Origin of the sequence: Streptomyces sp. ISL-11 (assembly GCF_018614525.1) — a bacterium.
Classification (GTDB): domain Bacteria; phylum Actinomycetota; class Actinomycetes; order Streptomycetales; family Streptomycetaceae; genus Streptomyces.
This window is the reverse complement of the sequence record NZ_JAGGOL010000049.1, coordinates 18,983-34,996: the sequence shown is the minus strand read 5'-3', so window position 1 is coordinate 34,996 and position 16,014 is coordinate 18,983. Positions and strand designations below refer to the sequence as shown.

The following is a 16,014-nucleotide window of genomic DNA, read 5'->3' as shown; positions in this document are numbered from 1 at the left end:
CGACCTCCACGGACAGCTCCTCCTCCTCGTAGCCGACGGCCACCCGGCAGCCCCCGGTGCCCGCGTGGCGGACCACGTTGGTGACCGCCTCCTGCACGATGCGGTAGGCGGACAGCTCGATGTCCGCGGGCAGCGGCCGCCGCTCCCCGCCCCAGCGCACCTCCACCCGGACCCCCGCGTCGGCGGTCGCCGCCGCGAGCCGGTCGAGGTCCGCGAGGCCCGGCGTGGGCCCGAGCGGCGCCCGCCCCGACGCCGGCGACGCGTCGGCCCGGCGCAGCGCGACCAGCGTGCGGCGCAGGCCGGAGAGGGTCTCCCGGCTGGTGGCCTCGATGGCCCGCAGCGCCTCGCGCGCCTCGGCGGGTTGCGTCTCGATGACCCGGCTGCCCACCCCCGCCTGGATGGCGATGATGCCGATGCTGTGGGCGACCATGTCGTGCAGCTCGCGGGCGATCCGCAGCCGTTCGGCGGTCACGACCTCGGCCACCTCCTGCGTACGCAGCGCGACCACGTGCTGGCGGCGCTCGCGGCTCAGCAGGCCGGCCGTCCACGAGGTGATCAGCGCCATGAGGGCGATCACGCCCGTGCCCACAAGGTTGTTGTCCGGGCTGGGCGCGAGGAGGCCGATGGCCAGGAACTGCGCGACGAACGCCACGGACGCGGCGGCGAGCGCGACCCACCGCGACCGGGTGGCGACGATGACGCCCACCGTGACGTCGACCGCCAGGAACGTCAGGAACCGGTCCGGACCGTGGTCGAGGGTGGTCAGCATGACGGTGACCGCCCCGAGGAGCGTCAGCGCCAGGGCAGCCACGGGCGACCGCCGCAGCAGACCGGCCAGCAGGCCCATGGCGAACAGCGATCCGACGGCGTGGAAGGCGCCGGGCGCCTGCGGCGCGCCGCCCACCAGCAGGAGGAGGACGACGAAGTAGAGGGCGCCGCCGCCCCAGGCCGCGAGCCCCTTCCGCGTTCCTGGCGCGACGCGCTTCCCGGGCGGGGCCGGCGGGTCGCCCGACGGCGGCGGAGTGGGTGGTGCGGAGTCCATGGCGCGACCCTAACCGGCGTGTTCGCGCAGGACATCGGCCCGTGGGCGTACGCCCACGGGCCAACTCCCCGCGCCCGATTGCCGCCCACGGCCCCATGCCCGTACGGGTGCTCCCCCGGCAGGGTTGGCGCTGTGATCGAAGTCAATCAACTCACCAAGCGCTACGGCGGCAAGACCGCCGTCCAGGACCTGTCCTTCACCGTGCGGCCCGGCCAGGTCACCGGGTTCCTCGGGCCCAACGGCGCGGGCAAGACCACGACCCTGCGGATGATCCTCGGCCTGGACGCACCCACCGGTGGCACCGCCACCGTCAGCGGCGTCCCCTTCGGCGACCACCGGCGCGGGCTCCGCCACGTCGGTGCCCTCCTCGACGCGGGCCAGGTCCACGGCGGGCGCTCCGCCGCCGCGCACCTCTCCGCCCTGGCCCGCAGCAACGGCATCGCCTCGCGGCGGGTGGACGAGGTGCTCGGGGAAGTGGGCCTGGCCGACGCGGCACGCCGCCGGATCGGCGGGTTCTCCCTCGGCATGAAGCAACGGCTCGGCATCGCGACCGCCCTGCTCGGCGATCCGCCCGTGCTGATCTTCGACGAGCCGATCAACGGCATGGACCCGGAGGGCGTGCTCTGGGTGCGCCGGCTCTTCCGCCGGCTGGCCGCCGAGGGCCGCACGGTCTTCCTCTCCAGCCACCTGATGACGGAGATGGAGAACACCGCCGACCAGCTCGTCGTCATCGGCCGGGGCCGGCTCATCACCGCCGAGTCCGTCCGCGGCTTCGCCGCCCGCGCCACGCGCCTCGGCGTCGTGGTGCACACACCGCACACGGCCGAACTGACGGCGGTGCTGACCGCCGAGGGCGCGTCCGTCGAGCCGGAGGGCGCGGCGGGGTCCGGGAAGCTCTCCGTGACCGGTCTGCCGGCCGAGCGGATCGGAGCGCTCGCCTTCGAGCACCGGATCATGCTGCACGAGCTGGCCACGCGGGCCGCCTCGCTGGAGGCGGCGTTCATGGAACTGACCGGCGACAGCGTCGAATACCTGGCAGGAGCGCCCCGATGACCGCCGCCGTGACCGCCCCCGCGCCCGCTTCCGCGCCGCCCGCCCGCTTCCGCGATCTCGTCGTCGCCGAATGGATCAAGATACGGTCGCTGCGCTCCACCCCGTGGACGCTCGCCGTCGTCGCGCTGTTCGTCATCGGCAGCGCGGTGATGGCGGCGCTCGCGGACTACGACAACTTCCCGCGCTACAGCCTTTCCCTGCAGCAAGAACATCCGTTCTCGCTGAGTGACGCCTTCCCGTCGGTCGGCTCCATGACGCTGATGCTCGCCGCCGGGTGCGTCGGCGCGATCACCGCCACGAGCGAGTACGCCAGCGGGCTGATCCGCACCACCACCGTGGCCGTCCCGGCCCGCGGCGCGGTGGTGCTCGCCAAGACCGTCGTCGTCGCCGCGCTGTGGACGGTGGTCGGCACGCTGATCGCCACCGGCTCGTTCGTGGTCTCCCAGGCGATCCTCGAAGGGCGGGACGCCGGGGTCACGCTCTCGCACCCCGGCGCGCTCCGCGCCCTGGCGGCGTCCGCGCTGCTGGCCCCGGTGTGCGCGCTCATCGGCCTGGGCCTGGGCGTCCTGATCCGGCACAGCGCCACGACCATGGTGACCACCGCCTTCACCCTGCTGATGCTGCCGGAGTGCTTCTCCCTGGACAAGCCCTGGTCCGCCGACATCCGGCACGCGATGGTCAACAGCGCCTGGCAGCGCCTGGTCCAGGACTGGGAACCCCAGCCGTGGGCCACCCTCGTCCCCCACGCCTCGATCCCGGCCTCATGGCTGGTGTACGCGGTCTGGCCCCTCGTCGCGATCGCCCTGGCGGTGGTGGTGGTACGGCGCCGGGATGTGTGAGACCGCAGCGCATGAGACCGCATCCCTCCCAGCGCTGTACACCCTGCTGTACGGTCGGAGCATGTCGAAGCCAGTGACCATCCGCGTCGATGACGAATTGCACGCACTGCTCAAGGAACGGGCCGAAGCCGAGGGCACCACGGTGACCGCGCTCATCACCCAGGCCGCTCACAACGCGGTCCGTGACCCCCGCCTCGAAGGCGCGGCCGAGGTTTTCCGCTCGTTCATCGACCAGCACGCGGCAGAATTCGACGCGGCCTTCCCCGACGACGCCCCCGCCCGCCTCGACGCACCTGGACGGGCCGCCTGACGTGGAGCTGTACATCGACATCCGCTGGCTCCTGGAACGCCAGGCGGAAGTCCTGCCCAAGCACCCCAGCGTCCACGACTTCTCGTCCCTCGTAGCCGCGGTCGGCCGCCACCGCGTCAACACCCCTCATGTCGGCGCCGTCGTCGACGAGTCCTGGCGCGCTGCCGCGCTGATGCACGCTGTGATCCGCCTGCGTCCGCTCCCTGCGCGCAACGCTCTCTTCGGAGCCGCCGTCGTCATCTCGTACATGAGCGCCGCCGGCGAGGCACTCGATCCACCGTACGGAGCCCTCATCGATCTCGCGCGTGACATCGATGCCGGCCGGGCGGACGCGTACGACGCGGCCGACCGCATCCGCTCGTGGCGCGTCTGAGCGAGTTCATTCCGCCGCCGCGGCGGAAACGCGAACGGGCCGGTACGCGCGCACCCGCGCGCGTACCGGCCCGTTCCACCTCCGAGGTCACCCCTCCGAGAGGTACCTCTCCACCGTCTCCACCTTCGACGTCAGCCCGTCGGTCACGCCCGGGCGGATGTCCGCCTTCAGGACGAGGGAGACGCGGCCGCACCGCGCCTCGACCGCCGCGACGGCGCGCTTGACGACGTCCATGACCTCGTCCCACTCGCCCTCGATCGACGTGAACATCGCGTCCGTACGGTTCGGCAGCCCGGACTCGCGGACGACACGCACCGCGTCGGCCACGTACTCACCGACGTCCTCGCCCGCCCCCACCGGCGAGACGGAGAAGGCGACGATCATGCGTTGACCACGCCTTCCTTGCGGGCGCGGGCCGCGATGACGCTGGCCTCGGCCTCGCGCTTGAGCATGCGCTCGGCGAAGAAGCCGCCCGTGGGCAGGACCGAGAGGACGAAGTACAGCGCGGCCGTCTTCACCGGCCACTTCGTCCGGTTCCACGCGTCCAGCCAGAACAGCACGTAGATGATGAAGAGGACGCCGTGCACCGCGCCCATCACCGGCACCGCGTTGAAGTCCGTCGTGCGCTTGAGCACCGAGCAGACGCCCAGCAGCAGGAAGGAAACGGCCTCCGGGGCGGAGACCAGGCGGAGCCGGCGCAGGGCGGAGGCGGTCTTGATGTCCACGGGTGGCACCTTCAGGGGTCAGTGTCGGAACGATTACCGCTTGTGAGGGTATTCACAAGCGATGGCCATTGTCGCAGCACCGCTCCCGATCAACAGATCCGGGTCCGTTCAGGGGCATAGGCCCTGTCGGAGCGGTATGTCCTGCCGCTAGCGTCGTCCCCGTGGCTCAGTTTCGGCTCCAAGGGAGCAAAGTCCTCGCTGTCGATCTCTCCGGCGACACGGTCAAGGCCAAGAACGGCTCGATGGTCGCCTACGAGGGTGAGATGGCGTTCAAGAAGATGACCGGTGGCGGTGACGGCCTGCGCGGCATGGTCACCCGCCGGCTCACCGGCGAACAGATGGAAGTCATGGAGGTGAAGGGCCGCGGCACCTGCTATTTCGCCGACCGCGCGAGCGAGATCAACCTCGTCACGCTGCACGGCGAGACGCTGTACGTGGAATCCAGCAATCTCCTGTGCACCGACGGCGCCCTCAGGACCGGCACCACCTTCACCGGTCTGCGCGGCGCCTCCCAGGGCACCGGCCTGTTCACCACGACCGTCGAGGGCACCGGCCAGGCGGCGATCATGTCCGAGGGCTCGGCGATCGTCCTGCGCGTCACGCCGTCCATGCCCCTCCAGGTCGACCCCGGCGCGTACATCGCCCACACCGGCAAGCTCAAGCAGCACTTCCAGTCGGGCGTGAACTTCCGGACCTTCATCGGTGAGGGCTCCGGCGAGGCGTTCCAGATCCGCTTCGAGGGCGAGGGCCTCGTCTACGTACAGCCCTCCGAGCGCAACACCATCGGAGGCGACGTCTGATGCCCTTCAAGCTGCTCAATTCCCGCATGGTCGAGGCCCAGGTGCTGCCCGGTCAGCGCATGTTCAGCCAGCGGGGCGCCATGCTCGCCTACAAGGGCGACGTCTCCTTCACGCCCAGCATCACCGGCGGCCAGGGCGGTGTGATGAGCATGATCGGCCGCCGCGTCGCCAACGAGGCGACCCCCCTGATGACCGTCGAGGGCAACGGCACGGTCATGTTCGGCCACGGCGGCCACCACGTCCACGTGATCGAGCTCTCCGGCGAGACGCTCTACGTCGAGGCCGACCGCCTCCTCGCCTTCGACGGCACCCTCCAGCAGGGCACCATGTTCATGGGCTCGCAGGGCGGCGTCATGGGCATGGTCCGCGGCCAGGTCACCGGGCAGGGGCTCTTCACCACCACGCTCAAGGGCCACGGCGCCGTCGCCGTGATGGCCCACGGCGGCTTCATCGAGCTGCCGATCTCCCCGCAGCGCCCCGTCCACGTCGACCCGCAGGCGTACGTCGCCCACCGCGGCGACGTCCGCAACAAGCTCTCGACCGCCCTCGGCTGGCGCGACATGGTCGGTCGCGGTTCCGGCGAGGCCTTCCAGCTCGAACTGTCCGGCAACGGCACGGTCTACGTACAGGCATCCGAGGAGAAGCTGTGAACGGCCCCGTCATCCACGACGCGAACACGCTTCCCGTCGACGACAACGTCAACGCGTACGCCTTCAGCGTCGACCTGAACGGCCAGTGGTTCCTGCAGAAGGGGAAGATGATCGCCTACTACGGGCGCATCGACTTCCACGGCATCGGCCACGGCCGGCTGGACCGCCTCATCGCCACCAGCTTCCACTCCCCCCTCCACGCCGCCGACTGGGTCGTCGCCGAGGGCCAGGGCCGGATGCTGCTCGCCGACCGCGCCTTCGACGTCAACTCCTACGACCTGGAGGACGGCAACCTCACCGTCCGCTCGGGCAACCTGCTGGCCTTCCAGCCCACCCTCTCCCTCAAGCAGTCGATCATCCCGGGCTTCCTCACCCTGATCGGCACCGGCAAGTTCGTCGCCGCCTCCAACGGCCCCGTCGTCTTCGCCGAGCCCCCGATCCGCGTCGACCCCCAGGCCCTCGTCGGCTGGGCCGACTGCCCCTCGCCCTGCCACCACTACGACCACCAGTACTTGCGGGGCGTACTCGGCGGCGTCCGCGCCTTCACCGGCATCGGCGGCACGTCCGGCGAGGAGCACCAGTTCGAGTTCGTCGGCGACGGTACGGTACTGCTCCAGTCCACCGAGCAGCTGATGGCCGAGATCGCGACGGGAGCCACCCCGCAGCAGGACGGCGTCCCGCACGCAAGCCCTTCTAATCAGCCATCTATGCCCCGCATGCCAGGCCAGCTGGGGGACCTCCAGCGCCGCTTCGGGCTGTGAGCGGTACCCTGCGGAGTGTGACGTCGAACGCGTGAGCTTGTCGCGTCCACACCCATACTGGTTAACTTTTCAACTTTCTTAGGTAGAATTCCTCTATGTCTATGGACACCGAGAACGGCACCCGCTGGCTCAGCGAAGAGGAACAGCGCGCCTGGCGCGCCCATCTGGACGTCAGCCGTCTGCTGATGCATCAGCTCGAACGGGACCTCCAGCCGTTCGGCCTCACCAACAACGACTACGAGATCCTCGTCAATCTCTCGGAGTCCGAGGACCACCGGATGCGGATGAGCGACCTCGCCACCGCCACTCTCCAGTCCAAGAGCCGGCTCTCCCACCAGATCACCCGCATGGAGAACGCGGGCCTCGTCCGCCGCGAGAACTGCGAGTCCGACCGGCGAGGTCTGTACGCCGTCCTCACGGAGCAGGGCTGGGAGACGATGCGCCAGGTGGCACCGCACCATGTCGCGTCCGTACGCGAGCACTTCATCGACCTCCTGGGCGAGGCCGACCTGAAGACGCTGTACGCGTCACTGGCGCCGGTGGCGGAGCACTTGCGCACCACGCGCGGCCGGATCTGACCACCGGGCGGGGCGCCGCACGGCGCCCCGCCACCCGCGCGTGCGGTCAGTGCCACGGCCGATTCCCGCCGGTCTCCGCGACCTCCCCCCGGCAGGCTGAAGCCATGAACAGCACACACAACACCGTGGCCCTGGTAACCGGCGGATCCCGTGGCATCGGCGCGGCCGTGGCGAAGAAGCTCGCGGCGGAGGGCGCCGACGTGGTCCTGACCTACGAGCGGGACGCGGACAGCGCGGCCGGGGTCGTCGCGGAGATCGAGGCCCTCGGCCGCAAGGCCCTGGCCGTGCGGGCCGACAGCGCGGACGTGACGGCCGTGACGGGAGCCGTCGACACCGTCGTCGAGACCTTCGGCCGGCTGGACGTCCTCGTGAACAACGCCGGAGCGTTCCTCGTCGGCCATGTCGACGACCTCGGCCCGGAGGAATTCGACCGCACCGTCGCGGTGAACATCCGCGCGCCGTTCGTCGCCTCGCAGGCCGCGGCCCGCCACATGGCTCCCGGGGGCCGGATCATCAGCATCGGCAGCAACGTGGCCGAGCGCTCGCCGTTCCCGGGGTTCAGCCTCTACTCGATGAGCAAGACCGCACTGATCGGCATGACGAAGGGCCTGGCCCGGGACCTCGGGCCCAAGGGCATCACGGTCAACATCGTCAACCCCGGCCCAACCGACACCGACGCCAACCCGGCCGACGGCCCCATGGCGGACACCATCAACGGCTTCACCGCACTGGGACGTTACGCGACACCGGACGACATCGCGTCGGCCGTCGCGTACCTGGCCGGCCCGGGAGGGGCCTATGTGACGGGGGCTTCGCTGAACGTGGACGGGGGGTTCACCGTCTGACGGCGAACCCGCCTGCCCACCCCGTCACGCCGAGGGCGGTTGTCGCTCGGTGTGGGCGGTGTCCTCGCCCCTGGCCGGCATGAGCGGGGGTGTCGATGGTGGAGGGGGCGCCCAGCCCGGTGCCGCGGTCGCGGTGCCGGGTGTCGTCCGGCTGAACGCCTCGTCGATCGCCGCCAGGTCGGCGGCCGTCGTGGACCGGTGCCGGGACAGTGCGACGGCGATCCACAGGCCGGCGGCGAGGACGAGGACGGCCCACACGGTGCCCGAGGCGGCGTCCGCGACGTTCTCCGGGCAGCTTCCGCCCGGGAAGGTCCGGCCGCCGTGGTAGTGGGGGTCCGCGCACTGCGCCGACGCGGTCGCGGGCGCGCCGAGGACGAGCAGCGCGGTGGCGGTGGCCAGGGCGGATGCCCGTACGGCCCAGGAGCGGGACGTGGTCACGACAGCACCTCCTGTGCCGGTGGGAAGGCGGGACCGGCAGGGTCGGCAGGGATCGGAGGGATGCCCTTCAGCTCCAGTACGCGTGTGCGCAGGGCACGCCCGTCGGGTACGAAGGAGTCGGCACCGGCGGAAGCGCGGTGCCACCGCTGGGTCGCCAGGTCGAGCTGTGCCTGATGCAACCGCATCAGGTGGCGCAGGCCGGCGGTACCGTCGCGGCGCCACACCCGCAGTTCGACCAGGAGGCGGCGGCGCGGATCGAGCAGCAGGCCGGTCTCCCCCGCGGTGACCGCGCCGGTGCCGGCTTCCGCTTCCGTGCGCAGCGCGCGGGCGAGGCCGGCGGCCTGCGCCTTCAGGCCGCGCCGCAGGATCAGTACGTACAGGACGACGAACACCCCGGATGTGGTGGCCGTCGTGAGCGGTACGCCGAGGAGGAGACCGAGCGTCTGGTCGTGGGAGAACAGGTCCTCCTTCCACTTCCCGAGCGGCGGCATCACCGCGTCCGTGGCGAAGTGCCCGCCCATGGCGGCCAGTACACCGCCACCGACGACCAGCAGCCGGTCCCGGAGTGCGGGCAGCCCGCGCGCCGCCCCGAACCCGGCGCCCACGACCGCGGTGAAGGCCACGTGCGCCGCCATCAGTCCGACCACCTGCCGTATCCAGAATTGCGCGGACTGCTGGCCGGGCTCGATCACGGCCATGTAGCGCACCGTTTCGGTGAGGTTGAAGCCGAGACCCACGGCCGCGCCGATGACGACACCGGAGACCACGCCGTCGAAGTGCCTCCGGAAGGCGAAGAAGAGAACGGCGACCCCGGCCGCCTTGCCCAGTTCAGAGACGATGCCGGCGTCGAGGGCGACCATGGTGTAGATCGTGCGGACCGAGTCCCGGGGGTGTTGCAGGTCGAGCAGATAGCCGGCCCCGTACCGCTGGAACCAGGTGAACATCACCAAGCCGAATCCGCCGCCGACCAGCGCCCCCCAGCCGAAGCCGGTCATCAGGAGCCACCCCGGCATCCTGCGGAAGAGCTGTGCGCGGTGCACGCACAGCAGCGCGACCGCCGTGGTGGGCAGGCAGAGCAGCAGCTTGAGCGGGTTGCTGCCGAGGGTGTCCAGCGGCATGACCACGAAGGGCAGCAACAGGGCGCCCAGCACACCGAACTGGCAGGTGCGCACGGTACGGGCGCGGGCCGCCGGGGTGGCGACGGGTGCGCGCAGCCGCAGGACGAGGAGCAGCAGGCCGAGCAGTGCGGCGAGGCCCCAGCCGGCGTAGACGAGCTTCCGTGTCAGCTTGAAGATCTCCGGCTCGGGCAGGAGGAAGATCCGCATCCAGGGCAATGGGGAGCGGATCTCGGGCTGTGCCCAGAAGAGCACCTGCCCGATGGCGAAGGCCGCCGACAGGGTGAGCGCGACCGCGATGGCGGCCGGCATCCCGTGCCGGGGGACCCGGGGAGCCGGTGGTGGCCCCGGAGGCGGAGAAATCCACTCGATCGCCGTTGTCATGGGGTACCTCCGGGCCGCGGCGGTTCGGGCATGGCGGTCGGGAGGGCGGGCGGACGGTGAGGGAAGGCGGTCGGGAAGCTGGTGGGGAACGCCGTCGGGAAGTTGGTCGGGAACGCGGTGGGGAAGTTGGTCGGGAAGTTGGTGGGAAGCGCGGTCGGGAGGTCGGTCGGCAGGGCGGTGGTGGAGAAGTCCGTCGGGAACGCAGTCGGCATGCCCGGTATCGACGGCACGGCCGGCATGTTCTTCGGCAGCGGGAAGACGGGATCGGTCGTGAAGCCGACGATCGCGCCGAGCACGGCGGCGACCACGCCGAGCCCGCCCATCGCGGTCATCAGCCGCACGTAGGGGCGATGCCCCCGCTCCCGCCCGTCGGCGGGGTCCGGTGGGAACGGCGGCGGTGGCGGGGCCGCGTCACCGGGCGGTTGCGCGGCACCCGCGCCGGCCTTGTCCGCGGGGGTAGTCATCAGGATCTCCGGTCGTCGTGTCGGGTACGGGAGTGCGGAACCGCCGCACGGCGCAGCGGGCTCGCGGTGGCGGAGGCGCTGAGGCGACGGCGGCGCCACCACAGCAGCGCGGCCATCGGGAGCAGCAGAGCGGGCAGCAGGCGCAGGGACATGTCACCGACGGACCAACCGGCCTCGGCCGCGCTGCCCCCGGCCGCCTGGCGCGGGGTGGGCGCACCGAGCCATACGGCATCGCCCCCGTCGCCGGCAGCGGGCTCGGTCAGCGACGCGTCGATGTTCTTGGACAGGCCGGCGTGCTCCTTGCGGAAACGGTCGTCCGAGACCTTCTCGAACGGGATGCGGGTGAGGTCGACGCCGCCGTAGATATAGGTGCGCGTGTAAATGGTGTTGCCACTGGTGGTCTTATGGGTGACGTTGAACTCGCCGTTCTTGTACGAGTCGACGTACTGATCGAAGGTCTCGGTGGGCTTCCAGGCGGTCTTGGTCCGCCATTTTTCGATGTCGCCCTTGCCGATGAGATCGCCGTAGGTGGTGTGCTTGGTCCGGCTCAGTTCCCGGTACCACTCGACGGCGACCCGGGCGAGATAGACGCGACGCAGCTCGGCGTATTCGGGGGCGTTGTTGATGGCGTGCTTCAGCTTGGGCAGGATCAGGCTGCGGTACAGCTGCTCGTTGCGTTGTTCGGTGGCCTTGTCCTGCTGCGGACAGGAACTGGCCGTCGCGCGCCCGCGCTGGTTGAGGTACTGGGTCTCCATCTTGACGTCGATGGGTGCGTCGACGATGTAGAGCTTGTCGCCGTCCTGGCGGACGGTGGCGGGCGCGGGCAGGATCCACGTGCGGTAGGACATGCAGTCCGCGCTGACGCCCTCCCAGAATTTTCGGCCGAGCTCGGTGTCGGGGTGGATGAATTTGCCGATGCTCTTCTTCATCTGCAGATCTGCCTGGAGCATGATGCGGCCCGCGTCGGTGCGGCCCAGTTCGGGGTCGACGATGCGGTTCGGTTCGTCGGGGTTGAGATTGACCCAGAAGGCGGAGGGGTTGAGCGACAGCAGGGCGAAAAAGGCGTCCGAGGTCTGGTTGGCGGCCACCAGCCCGGTGGAAGTACGCGAATCCCCCTTCACGGGGTCCCGTTGGGCGCTGAACGAGTACTGCAGGCCGCTGCCATCACCGGGGTCGGAGAGATAGCGCAGCTGAAGGCTGGAGAAGTCGATGCCACCGGGTGCGGCGCCGGGCGTCGCGAGGGCCTGGCTCAGGCCCGTGGCGGGCTTGGACTCCGCGGACGGCTGCTGCTTGTCACACGGGTCGGATACGGCCGCCACCGGGCGCATGAAGTTGTGTGCGGGAGCGCCGGGGGCATCGGGGTGCTGCTTGCGAGGGCAGGAGGGCTCGGCACTGAGGACGGAACCGAGCTCCTTGTTGGTCTTCCCTGCCGACTTCTGTGCCTGTTTCCACGCGGCCACCAGGTGCTTGTCCAACTGCGCGCCAGCCTCCTTGTTTTTGGCTTTGGTTTGCGCCCAATAGGTGTCCACCAACTTATTGATCCGCCTGGTTGTTTCTTTTGCGTCCAGGCCCAGCGCCTTCGCTTTCTTCTCGGCGACCACGATGCTCTTGTCGAGTGATGCGAGCTCTGAGCGATTGATGTCGAACGGGGCGGCGAAGTAGGTCGGCTTTTCGGGATGGTAGAAGTTCGCGCACTCCCAGCACTGCTGGCGCTCGGATGACCCGGCGAGCTTCGACTCCTTGGCGACTCCCTCCTCGTCCAGCAGATTCTGGATGACCCCTTCGGAGTGTGCGCCGCCCGGATCGTTGAGGGCGCTCAACGCCAGCACACTCGACACGTCGGCCTTCTTCAGCTCCGCGAGGTCCTTTCGGTTCAGGAAGGTCCCCACAGCCCCGAGGTCGACCATCGAGCCCCGCCAGACCGGACTGCCGGATTTGTTGACGTTGGTTTTGAGGAGAGCTTTGAGTTGTTGCTCGGTCAGCCGCCGGGGATCTATCAGGTCGGAGGCACCGTTCCGGTACTGGTCGAAGGCTTTGTAAGCCCGTTCCTCACCCAGGGCGCGGCCGAGTTCCATGCGGAGCTCCAGGACCGGCAGGAGAACCGGAAGCGTCAGCGGGTTCTCGCCCTTGTATTTCTTGGTGAGGTCCGTGCCATCCGCCGCCCCCGCCGGCCTGCCATCGTCCGCCGTGCTCGGCGGCACCGCGCCGAGCGACACCGCGAGGACCAGCGACAGCGCCGCCACACCTCGTAGCCAGATGCGACCAGTGGACAACAAGGTCATCCCGCCCCTTCCGTTTCGTGCGCCGCGGGCCGGCGGACCGGCCGCGGCCGCCTCGCGGGGGCGCGCGCGTCACGCACCACCCCGCCCGATGCCGCCCCCCGCGACGGCACCGACGTGACCAGCGGTGGTCGTGCAGCACCGATGCTGTCCGAGGCTCCCGGAGGGCGTCGTTGGCCCCGCGCGCCCACTTGTTGGCGTGGAACGCACTGTCGGCCCCCGTCACCTCTGCACTTTGCTGACTGTCTCGAATCAGCGTCACCAGCAGCCGGCAGCAGGAGCAACGATGCATTCCACCGTCATCGACACCGTCGAGTTCCCCGTGCGCGAACGCCCAGCGGCGTGGGCGGAGACCATGGCGCTCGCGCAGGTGACCCAGCGCGTCAAATTCCTCGAAACGGCGACCTTCGGGGCGCGGATAGAGATGATGCCCCTGGGCGTCGGGCAGGTCTCCGCCCTCTCCTACGCCTCACTGATCGCGCAGCGGACGCCCCGGCTCGTCCGGCAGTCGGACCCGGAGATGTATCACGTCGCCCTCGTCACGGCCGGAGAGATAGGCATCGAGCAGTACCGGCAGAGCTGCCTGCTCAAGCGCGGCGACATGGGCTTCTTCGACAGCTCCCGGTCCTTCGACACGTATGCCGGCGACACCCCGGGCAAAACGCTCCTCTTCCAGTTCCCGAAGAAGCTCCTGCGGCTTCCGCACGAACAGTTCACCCGGCTCTGCGGGCTCTCCTTGCCGTCGACGGACGGCGTGGCCCGCCTGTTCGCCCAGTTCCTGGTGGGGCTGGCCGAGGAATACGTCCATTGCACGCCGCAGGACGTCACCCGGCTCGGAAACACCGCACTCGACCTCTTGTCGACCGTCCTGGCGCATCACTTCGACCAGGACTCCGCCCCGTCCGGCGGCCGTGCCGCGTCCGGCGAGTCCGGTCAGGACGTGCTGTTCCTGCGGATCAGCGCCTTCGTCGTCGAGCATCTGCGGGACCCGGCGCTCGGGCCGGAGGCCATCGCCTCGGCCCACCGCATTTCGCTGCGCTATCTGCACCGCGTCTTCCAGCAGAACGGCACCACGCCCAGGGCCTTCATCCGGCAGCAACGACTGGACCGCTGCCGCAAGGACCTGGCCGACCCCGCGCTGGAACGGCTCACCATCCACACCATCGCCGCGCGCTGGGGATATCCCCAGCCCGACGGCTTCTCCCGCGCGTTCCGTACGGCCACGGGAATGTCCCCCAGCGAATACCGCGCCGCCATGCGCGGTCCGACGCCCGCCCTCGACGCCGCCGGCGACGAGGGGGGCGGCGGTCCTCGTCAGCCCTCGGCGCCGGTGGTCCGCCCGCCCATGTAGTCCGCCCAGATCCGGGCCGGGAGGACGTTGCCGCGCGAGGAGTCGCCGCCGACGTCCGACACGGGCAGCAGCTGCGGCTCGCCCGGCTTCGTACGGAACATCGTGACGGCCGTGGAGACCCGCTCCGTACTGCCGACGAACCATGCCGACCGCAGCCGGTCCTGGTCGCCCGTGTATCCCGCGGCGACGGGGTCGGTGATCCGGGCGCCGACGTCGTCCAGGCGCTTCCTGCCCGCTTCCCGGAGCACGTCCGAGACGTCGTCGGCCACGTCCTTGTCCAGCGTGCGCCGCGCCTTGGCCCGGCTTTCGAAGCCGCCGATGGACGTGCCGCCCTTGAGCAGTTTCGTGACCGAGTAGGGGTCGTTCTGCAAGCCGTGGTTGGCGAACGTGCCGTACGCGCCCGCCATGCGGATCGCGCTCGGCGTGGACGTGCCGATGGGGAAGGTCTGCTCCAGCGGGGCCATGCTGTCCTTCAGGAGGCCGGAGGCGACGGCGGTGTCGCGGACCCGCTCCAGGCCGACCGCCCGGCCGAGCTGGGCGTACGTGGCGTTGCCGCCGGACATCAGGGCCTGGCGGAGGGTGGGGTGCGACTCGTCGGGCCCGTCGTCACCCGGGGAATCGCCGGAGGAGGACTCCCCCGACGACGACCGCAGCTTCCCGTCCTTGCCGTAGAAGCCGTCCGCGTCGATGTCCTCCCGGTCGCTGCCCTCGCCCTGCGGGCGGACGCCGTCCTTGAGCGCGGCGGCCAGGACGAACGGCTTGAAGGCGGAGCCGGCGGGGACGCCGGACGTGTCGGCGTTGTTCGCGAACTGCTTGGTCGCGTCGGGACCGCCGTACAGCGCGAGGAGGGCACCGTCGGAGGGGCGTACGGACGCGGCTCCCGCCTGGACGCCCTCGTCAGCTGAACGTTTCTTCGGGTCGATGTCCTTGCTCAGCACGCCCTCCACGGCCGCCCTCAGCTGCTCGACCCGCTTCTTGTCGAACGTGGTGTAGATCTTGTAGCCGCCGTGGGCGAGCTCCTGGTCGGTGAGCAGGGCGCGCTGTCTGATGTATTTGTTGGCGACGTCGACGAGATAGCCGGTCTGGCCGCCGAGGCTGGTGGACATGGACTGCTTCCGCGGCTCGGGGAACGTCCGGTACTTCTCGCGTTCGCTCCGCGACATCAGGCCCGCCTTCACCTGCCGGTCGAGAATCCACTTCCAGCGGTCCTCGGCGCGTTCGTGATTCGCCTTGCCGGTCGCCGGGTCGTACAGTTCCGCGCCCTTCAACAGCGAGGCGAGCATGGCGCCTTGGCTCGGGTCGAGCTTCTTGGCGGGGATGCCGTAATACGCCTGCGCGGCGGCCTCGATTCCATAGGCGCGGCGCCCGAACCAACTGGTGTTGAGGTAGCCCTGGAGAACTTCCTTCTTGCTCTTGGTCCGGTCCACCTTCAAGGAGATGACGAACTCCTTGACCTTCCGGGAGACGGTCTGCTCCTGGGAGAGGTAGGTGTTCTTCACGTACTGCTGGGTGATGGTGGAGCCGCCCTGGGTCTCCTGGCCCTGCGCGGTGCTGCTGAATGCCCGCAGGATGCCCTTGAACGAAACGCCCCGGTCGCGGTAGAAGCTCTCGTTCTCGGCGGCTATCACCGCGTTCTGCACGGATTCCGGCACGTCCGACAGGCGGACGATATTGCGGTTGACCTCCCCGAGGCTCACCATCTGGGTGCCGTCGGCCCAGTAGTAGGTGTTGGCCTCCTGGTTGGCCGCCGCGTTCTCGTCGGGAATGTCGACGCTCGCGTACACGAGGGCGAACAGGCCGAGGACGCTTCCCACGCAGAGCGTGATGACGCTCAGCACCTGCCGCCAGGAAGGCAGCCAGCGGCGCACGCCTCGTCTGCCGTGACGGGGGTAGTCGAGGAATCGCTTACGGCGGGGCACGGATTCCGCCGTCACCTCCGTCCTGCGGCGACGGGGGCGCAGCTTGTTCCGGTGCTTGCTCAAGGGGCCGATCACTCTCGACGGAAAC

18 protein-coding genes are annotated in these 16,014 nt (G+C 70.0%); 10 read left to right on the top strand and 8 right to left on the bottom strand.

Annotated features, from left to right (window positions below; translation table 11 throughout):
* Nucleotides 1-1,042: sensor histidine kinase (locus tag J7E86_RS12480; protein WP_251019042.1), on the bottom strand; the 1,042-nt coding region annotated here is incomplete at its 3' end.
* Between the two features lie 132 nt (nt 1,043-1,174).
* On the opposite strand from J7E86_RS12480, the gene J7E86_RS12475 reads away from it, so the two are divergent.
* From J7E86_RS12475 to J7E86_RS12460, 4 genes are all read left to right on the top strand, one after another.
* Nucleotides 1,175-2,095, top strand: coding sequence for an ATP-binding cassette domain-containing protein (locus tag J7E86_RS12475; protein ID WP_215081678.1), 921 nt, complete (start codon nt 1,175-1,177; stop codon nt 2,093-2,095).
* Nucleotides 2,092-2,934 carry an ABC transporter permease gene (locus J7E86_RS12470; RefSeq protein ID WP_215081677.1) on the top strand — a complete coding sequence of 281 codons (843 nt, stop codon included), beginning with the start codon at nt 2,092-2,094 and terminating at the stop codon, nt 2,932-2,934. Before J7E86_RS12475 ends, J7E86_RS12470 begins: the two co-directional genes overlap by 4 nt.
* 61 nt (nt 2,935-2,995) lie before the next feature.
* The gene (locus J7E86_RS12465) at nt 2,996-3,244 is read left to right on the top strand and encodes a ribbon-helix-helix protein, CopG family (RefSeq protein ID WP_215081676.1); all 249 of its coding nucleotides are present in this window, start codon (nt 2,996-2,998) and stop codon (nt 3,242-3,244) included.
* A 1-nt stretch (nt 3,245) separates the two neighbouring features.
* Nucleotides 3,246-3,617 carry a toxin Doc gene (locus J7E86_RS12460; protein WP_215081675.1) on the top strand — a complete coding sequence of 124 codons (372 nt, stop codon included), beginning with the start codon at nt 3,246-3,248 and terminating at the stop codon, nt 3,615-3,617.
* Nucleotides 3,618-3,704: 87 nt separating this feature from the next.
* On the opposite strand, the gene J7E86_RS12455 is transcribed toward J7E86_RS12460, so the two are convergent.
* Both J7E86_RS12455 and J7E86_RS12450 read right to left on the bottom strand, forming a co-directional pair.
* Nucleotides 3,705-4,001 (bottom strand): MTH1187 family thiamine-binding protein, encoded by a 297-nt coding sequence (locus tag J7E86_RS12455; RefSeq protein ID WP_215081674.1) that lies wholly within the window; start codon nt 3,999-4,001, stop codon nt 3,705-3,707.
* Entirely contained in the window at nt 3,998-4,342 is a 345-nt protein-coding gene (locus tag J7E86_RS12450; protein ID WP_215081673.1) for a DUF3817 domain-containing protein, read from the bottom strand. The genes J7E86_RS12455 and J7E86_RS12450 overlap by 4 nt, the downstream gene beginning before the upstream one ends.
* Nucleotides 4,343-4,503: 161 nt before the next feature.
* Here J7E86_RS12450 and J7E86_RS12445 point away from each other — a divergent pair, with 161 nt between their 5' ends.
* The 5 genes from J7E86_RS12445 to J7E86_RS12425 all read left to right on the top strand — a co-directional run bounded on the left by J7E86_RS12445 (nt 4,504) and on the right by J7E86_RS12425 (nt 7,976).
* Nucleotides 4,504-5,142 (top strand): AIM24 family protein, encoded by a 639-nt coding sequence (locus J7E86_RS12445; protein ID WP_215081672.1) that lies wholly within the window; start codon nt 4,504-4,506, stop codon nt 5,140-5,142.
* The gene (locus tag J7E86_RS12440) at nt 5,142-5,792 is read left to right on the top strand and encodes an AIM24 family protein (RefSeq protein WP_215081671.1); all 651 of its coding nucleotides are present in this window, start codon (nt 5,142-5,144) and stop codon (nt 5,790-5,792) included. Before J7E86_RS12445 ends, J7E86_RS12440 begins: the two co-directional genes overlap by 1 nt.
* Nucleotides 5,789-6,553 (top strand): AIM24 family protein, encoded by a 765-nt coding sequence (locus J7E86_RS12435; protein WP_215081670.1) that lies wholly within the window; start codon nt 5,789-5,791, stop codon nt 6,551-6,553. Before J7E86_RS12440 ends, J7E86_RS12435 begins: the two co-directional genes overlap by 4 nt.
* 101 nt (nt 6,554-6,654) lie before the next feature.
* A complete protein-coding gene (locus tag J7E86_RS12430) occupies nt 6,655-7,131 on the top strand; it encodes a MarR family winged helix-turn-helix transcriptional regulator (RefSeq protein ID WP_215081681.1) in 477 nt (158 codons plus the stop codon).
* Between the two features lie 104 nt (nt 7,132-7,235).
* Nucleotides 7,236-7,976: an SDR family NAD(P)-dependent oxidoreductase gene (locus tag J7E86_RS12425; RefSeq protein ID WP_215081669.1), complete on the top strand. Its 741-nt coding sequence runs from the start codon at nt 7,236-7,238 to the stop codon at nt 7,974-7,976.
* A gap of 24 nt (nt 7,977-8,000) precedes the next feature.
* Here J7E86_RS12425 and J7E86_RS12420 read toward each other — a convergent pair whose 3' ends face one another.
* Genes J7E86_RS12420 through J7E86_RS12405 form a run of 4 tightly spaced genes read right to left on the bottom strand, consistent with a single transcriptional unit; the run spans nt 8,001 to nt 12,659 of the window.
* A complete protein-coding gene (locus tag J7E86_RS12420) occupies nt 8,001-8,414 on the bottom strand; it encodes a hypothetical protein (RefSeq protein WP_215081668.1) in 414 nt (137 codons plus the stop codon).
* Nucleotides 8,411-9,913: a PrsW family intramembrane metalloprotease gene (locus tag J7E86_RS12415; RefSeq protein ID WP_215081667.1), complete on the bottom strand. Its 1,503-nt coding sequence runs from the start codon at nt 9,911-9,913 to the stop codon at nt 8,411-8,413. The genes J7E86_RS12420 and J7E86_RS12415 overlap by 4 nt, the downstream gene beginning before the upstream one ends.
* The gene (locus tag J7E86_RS31615) at nt 9,910-10,377 is read right to left on the bottom strand and encodes a hypothetical protein (protein ID WP_215081666.1); all 468 of its coding nucleotides are present in this window, start codon (nt 10,375-10,377) and stop codon (nt 9,910-9,912) included. The genes J7E86_RS12415 and J7E86_RS31615 overlap by 4 nt, the downstream gene beginning before the upstream one ends.
* Nucleotides 10,377-12,659 (bottom strand): hypothetical protein, encoded by a 2,283-nt coding sequence (locus tag J7E86_RS12405; RefSeq protein WP_215081665.1) that lies wholly within the window; start codon nt 12,657-12,659, stop codon nt 10,377-10,379. The genes J7E86_RS31615 and J7E86_RS12405 overlap by 1 nt, the downstream gene beginning before the upstream one ends.
* 283 nt (nt 12,660-12,942) lie before the next feature.
* Between J7E86_RS12405 and J7E86_RS12400 the strand changes: the two genes are divergently transcribed.
* Nucleotides 12,943-14,007: a helix-turn-helix domain-containing protein gene (locus J7E86_RS12400; RefSeq protein ID WP_215081664.1), complete on the top strand. Its 1,065-nt coding sequence runs from the start codon at nt 12,943-12,945 to the stop codon at nt 14,005-14,007.
* Here J7E86_RS12400 and J7E86_RS12395 read toward each other — a convergent pair.
* Entirely contained in the window at nt 13,971-15,989 is a 2,019-nt protein-coding gene (locus tag J7E86_RS12395; protein ID WP_251019040.1) for a transglycosylase domain-containing protein, read from the bottom strand. The genes J7E86_RS12400 and J7E86_RS12395 overlap by 37 nt on opposite strands.
* Between the last annotated feature and the right edge of the window lie 25 nt (nt 15,990-16,014).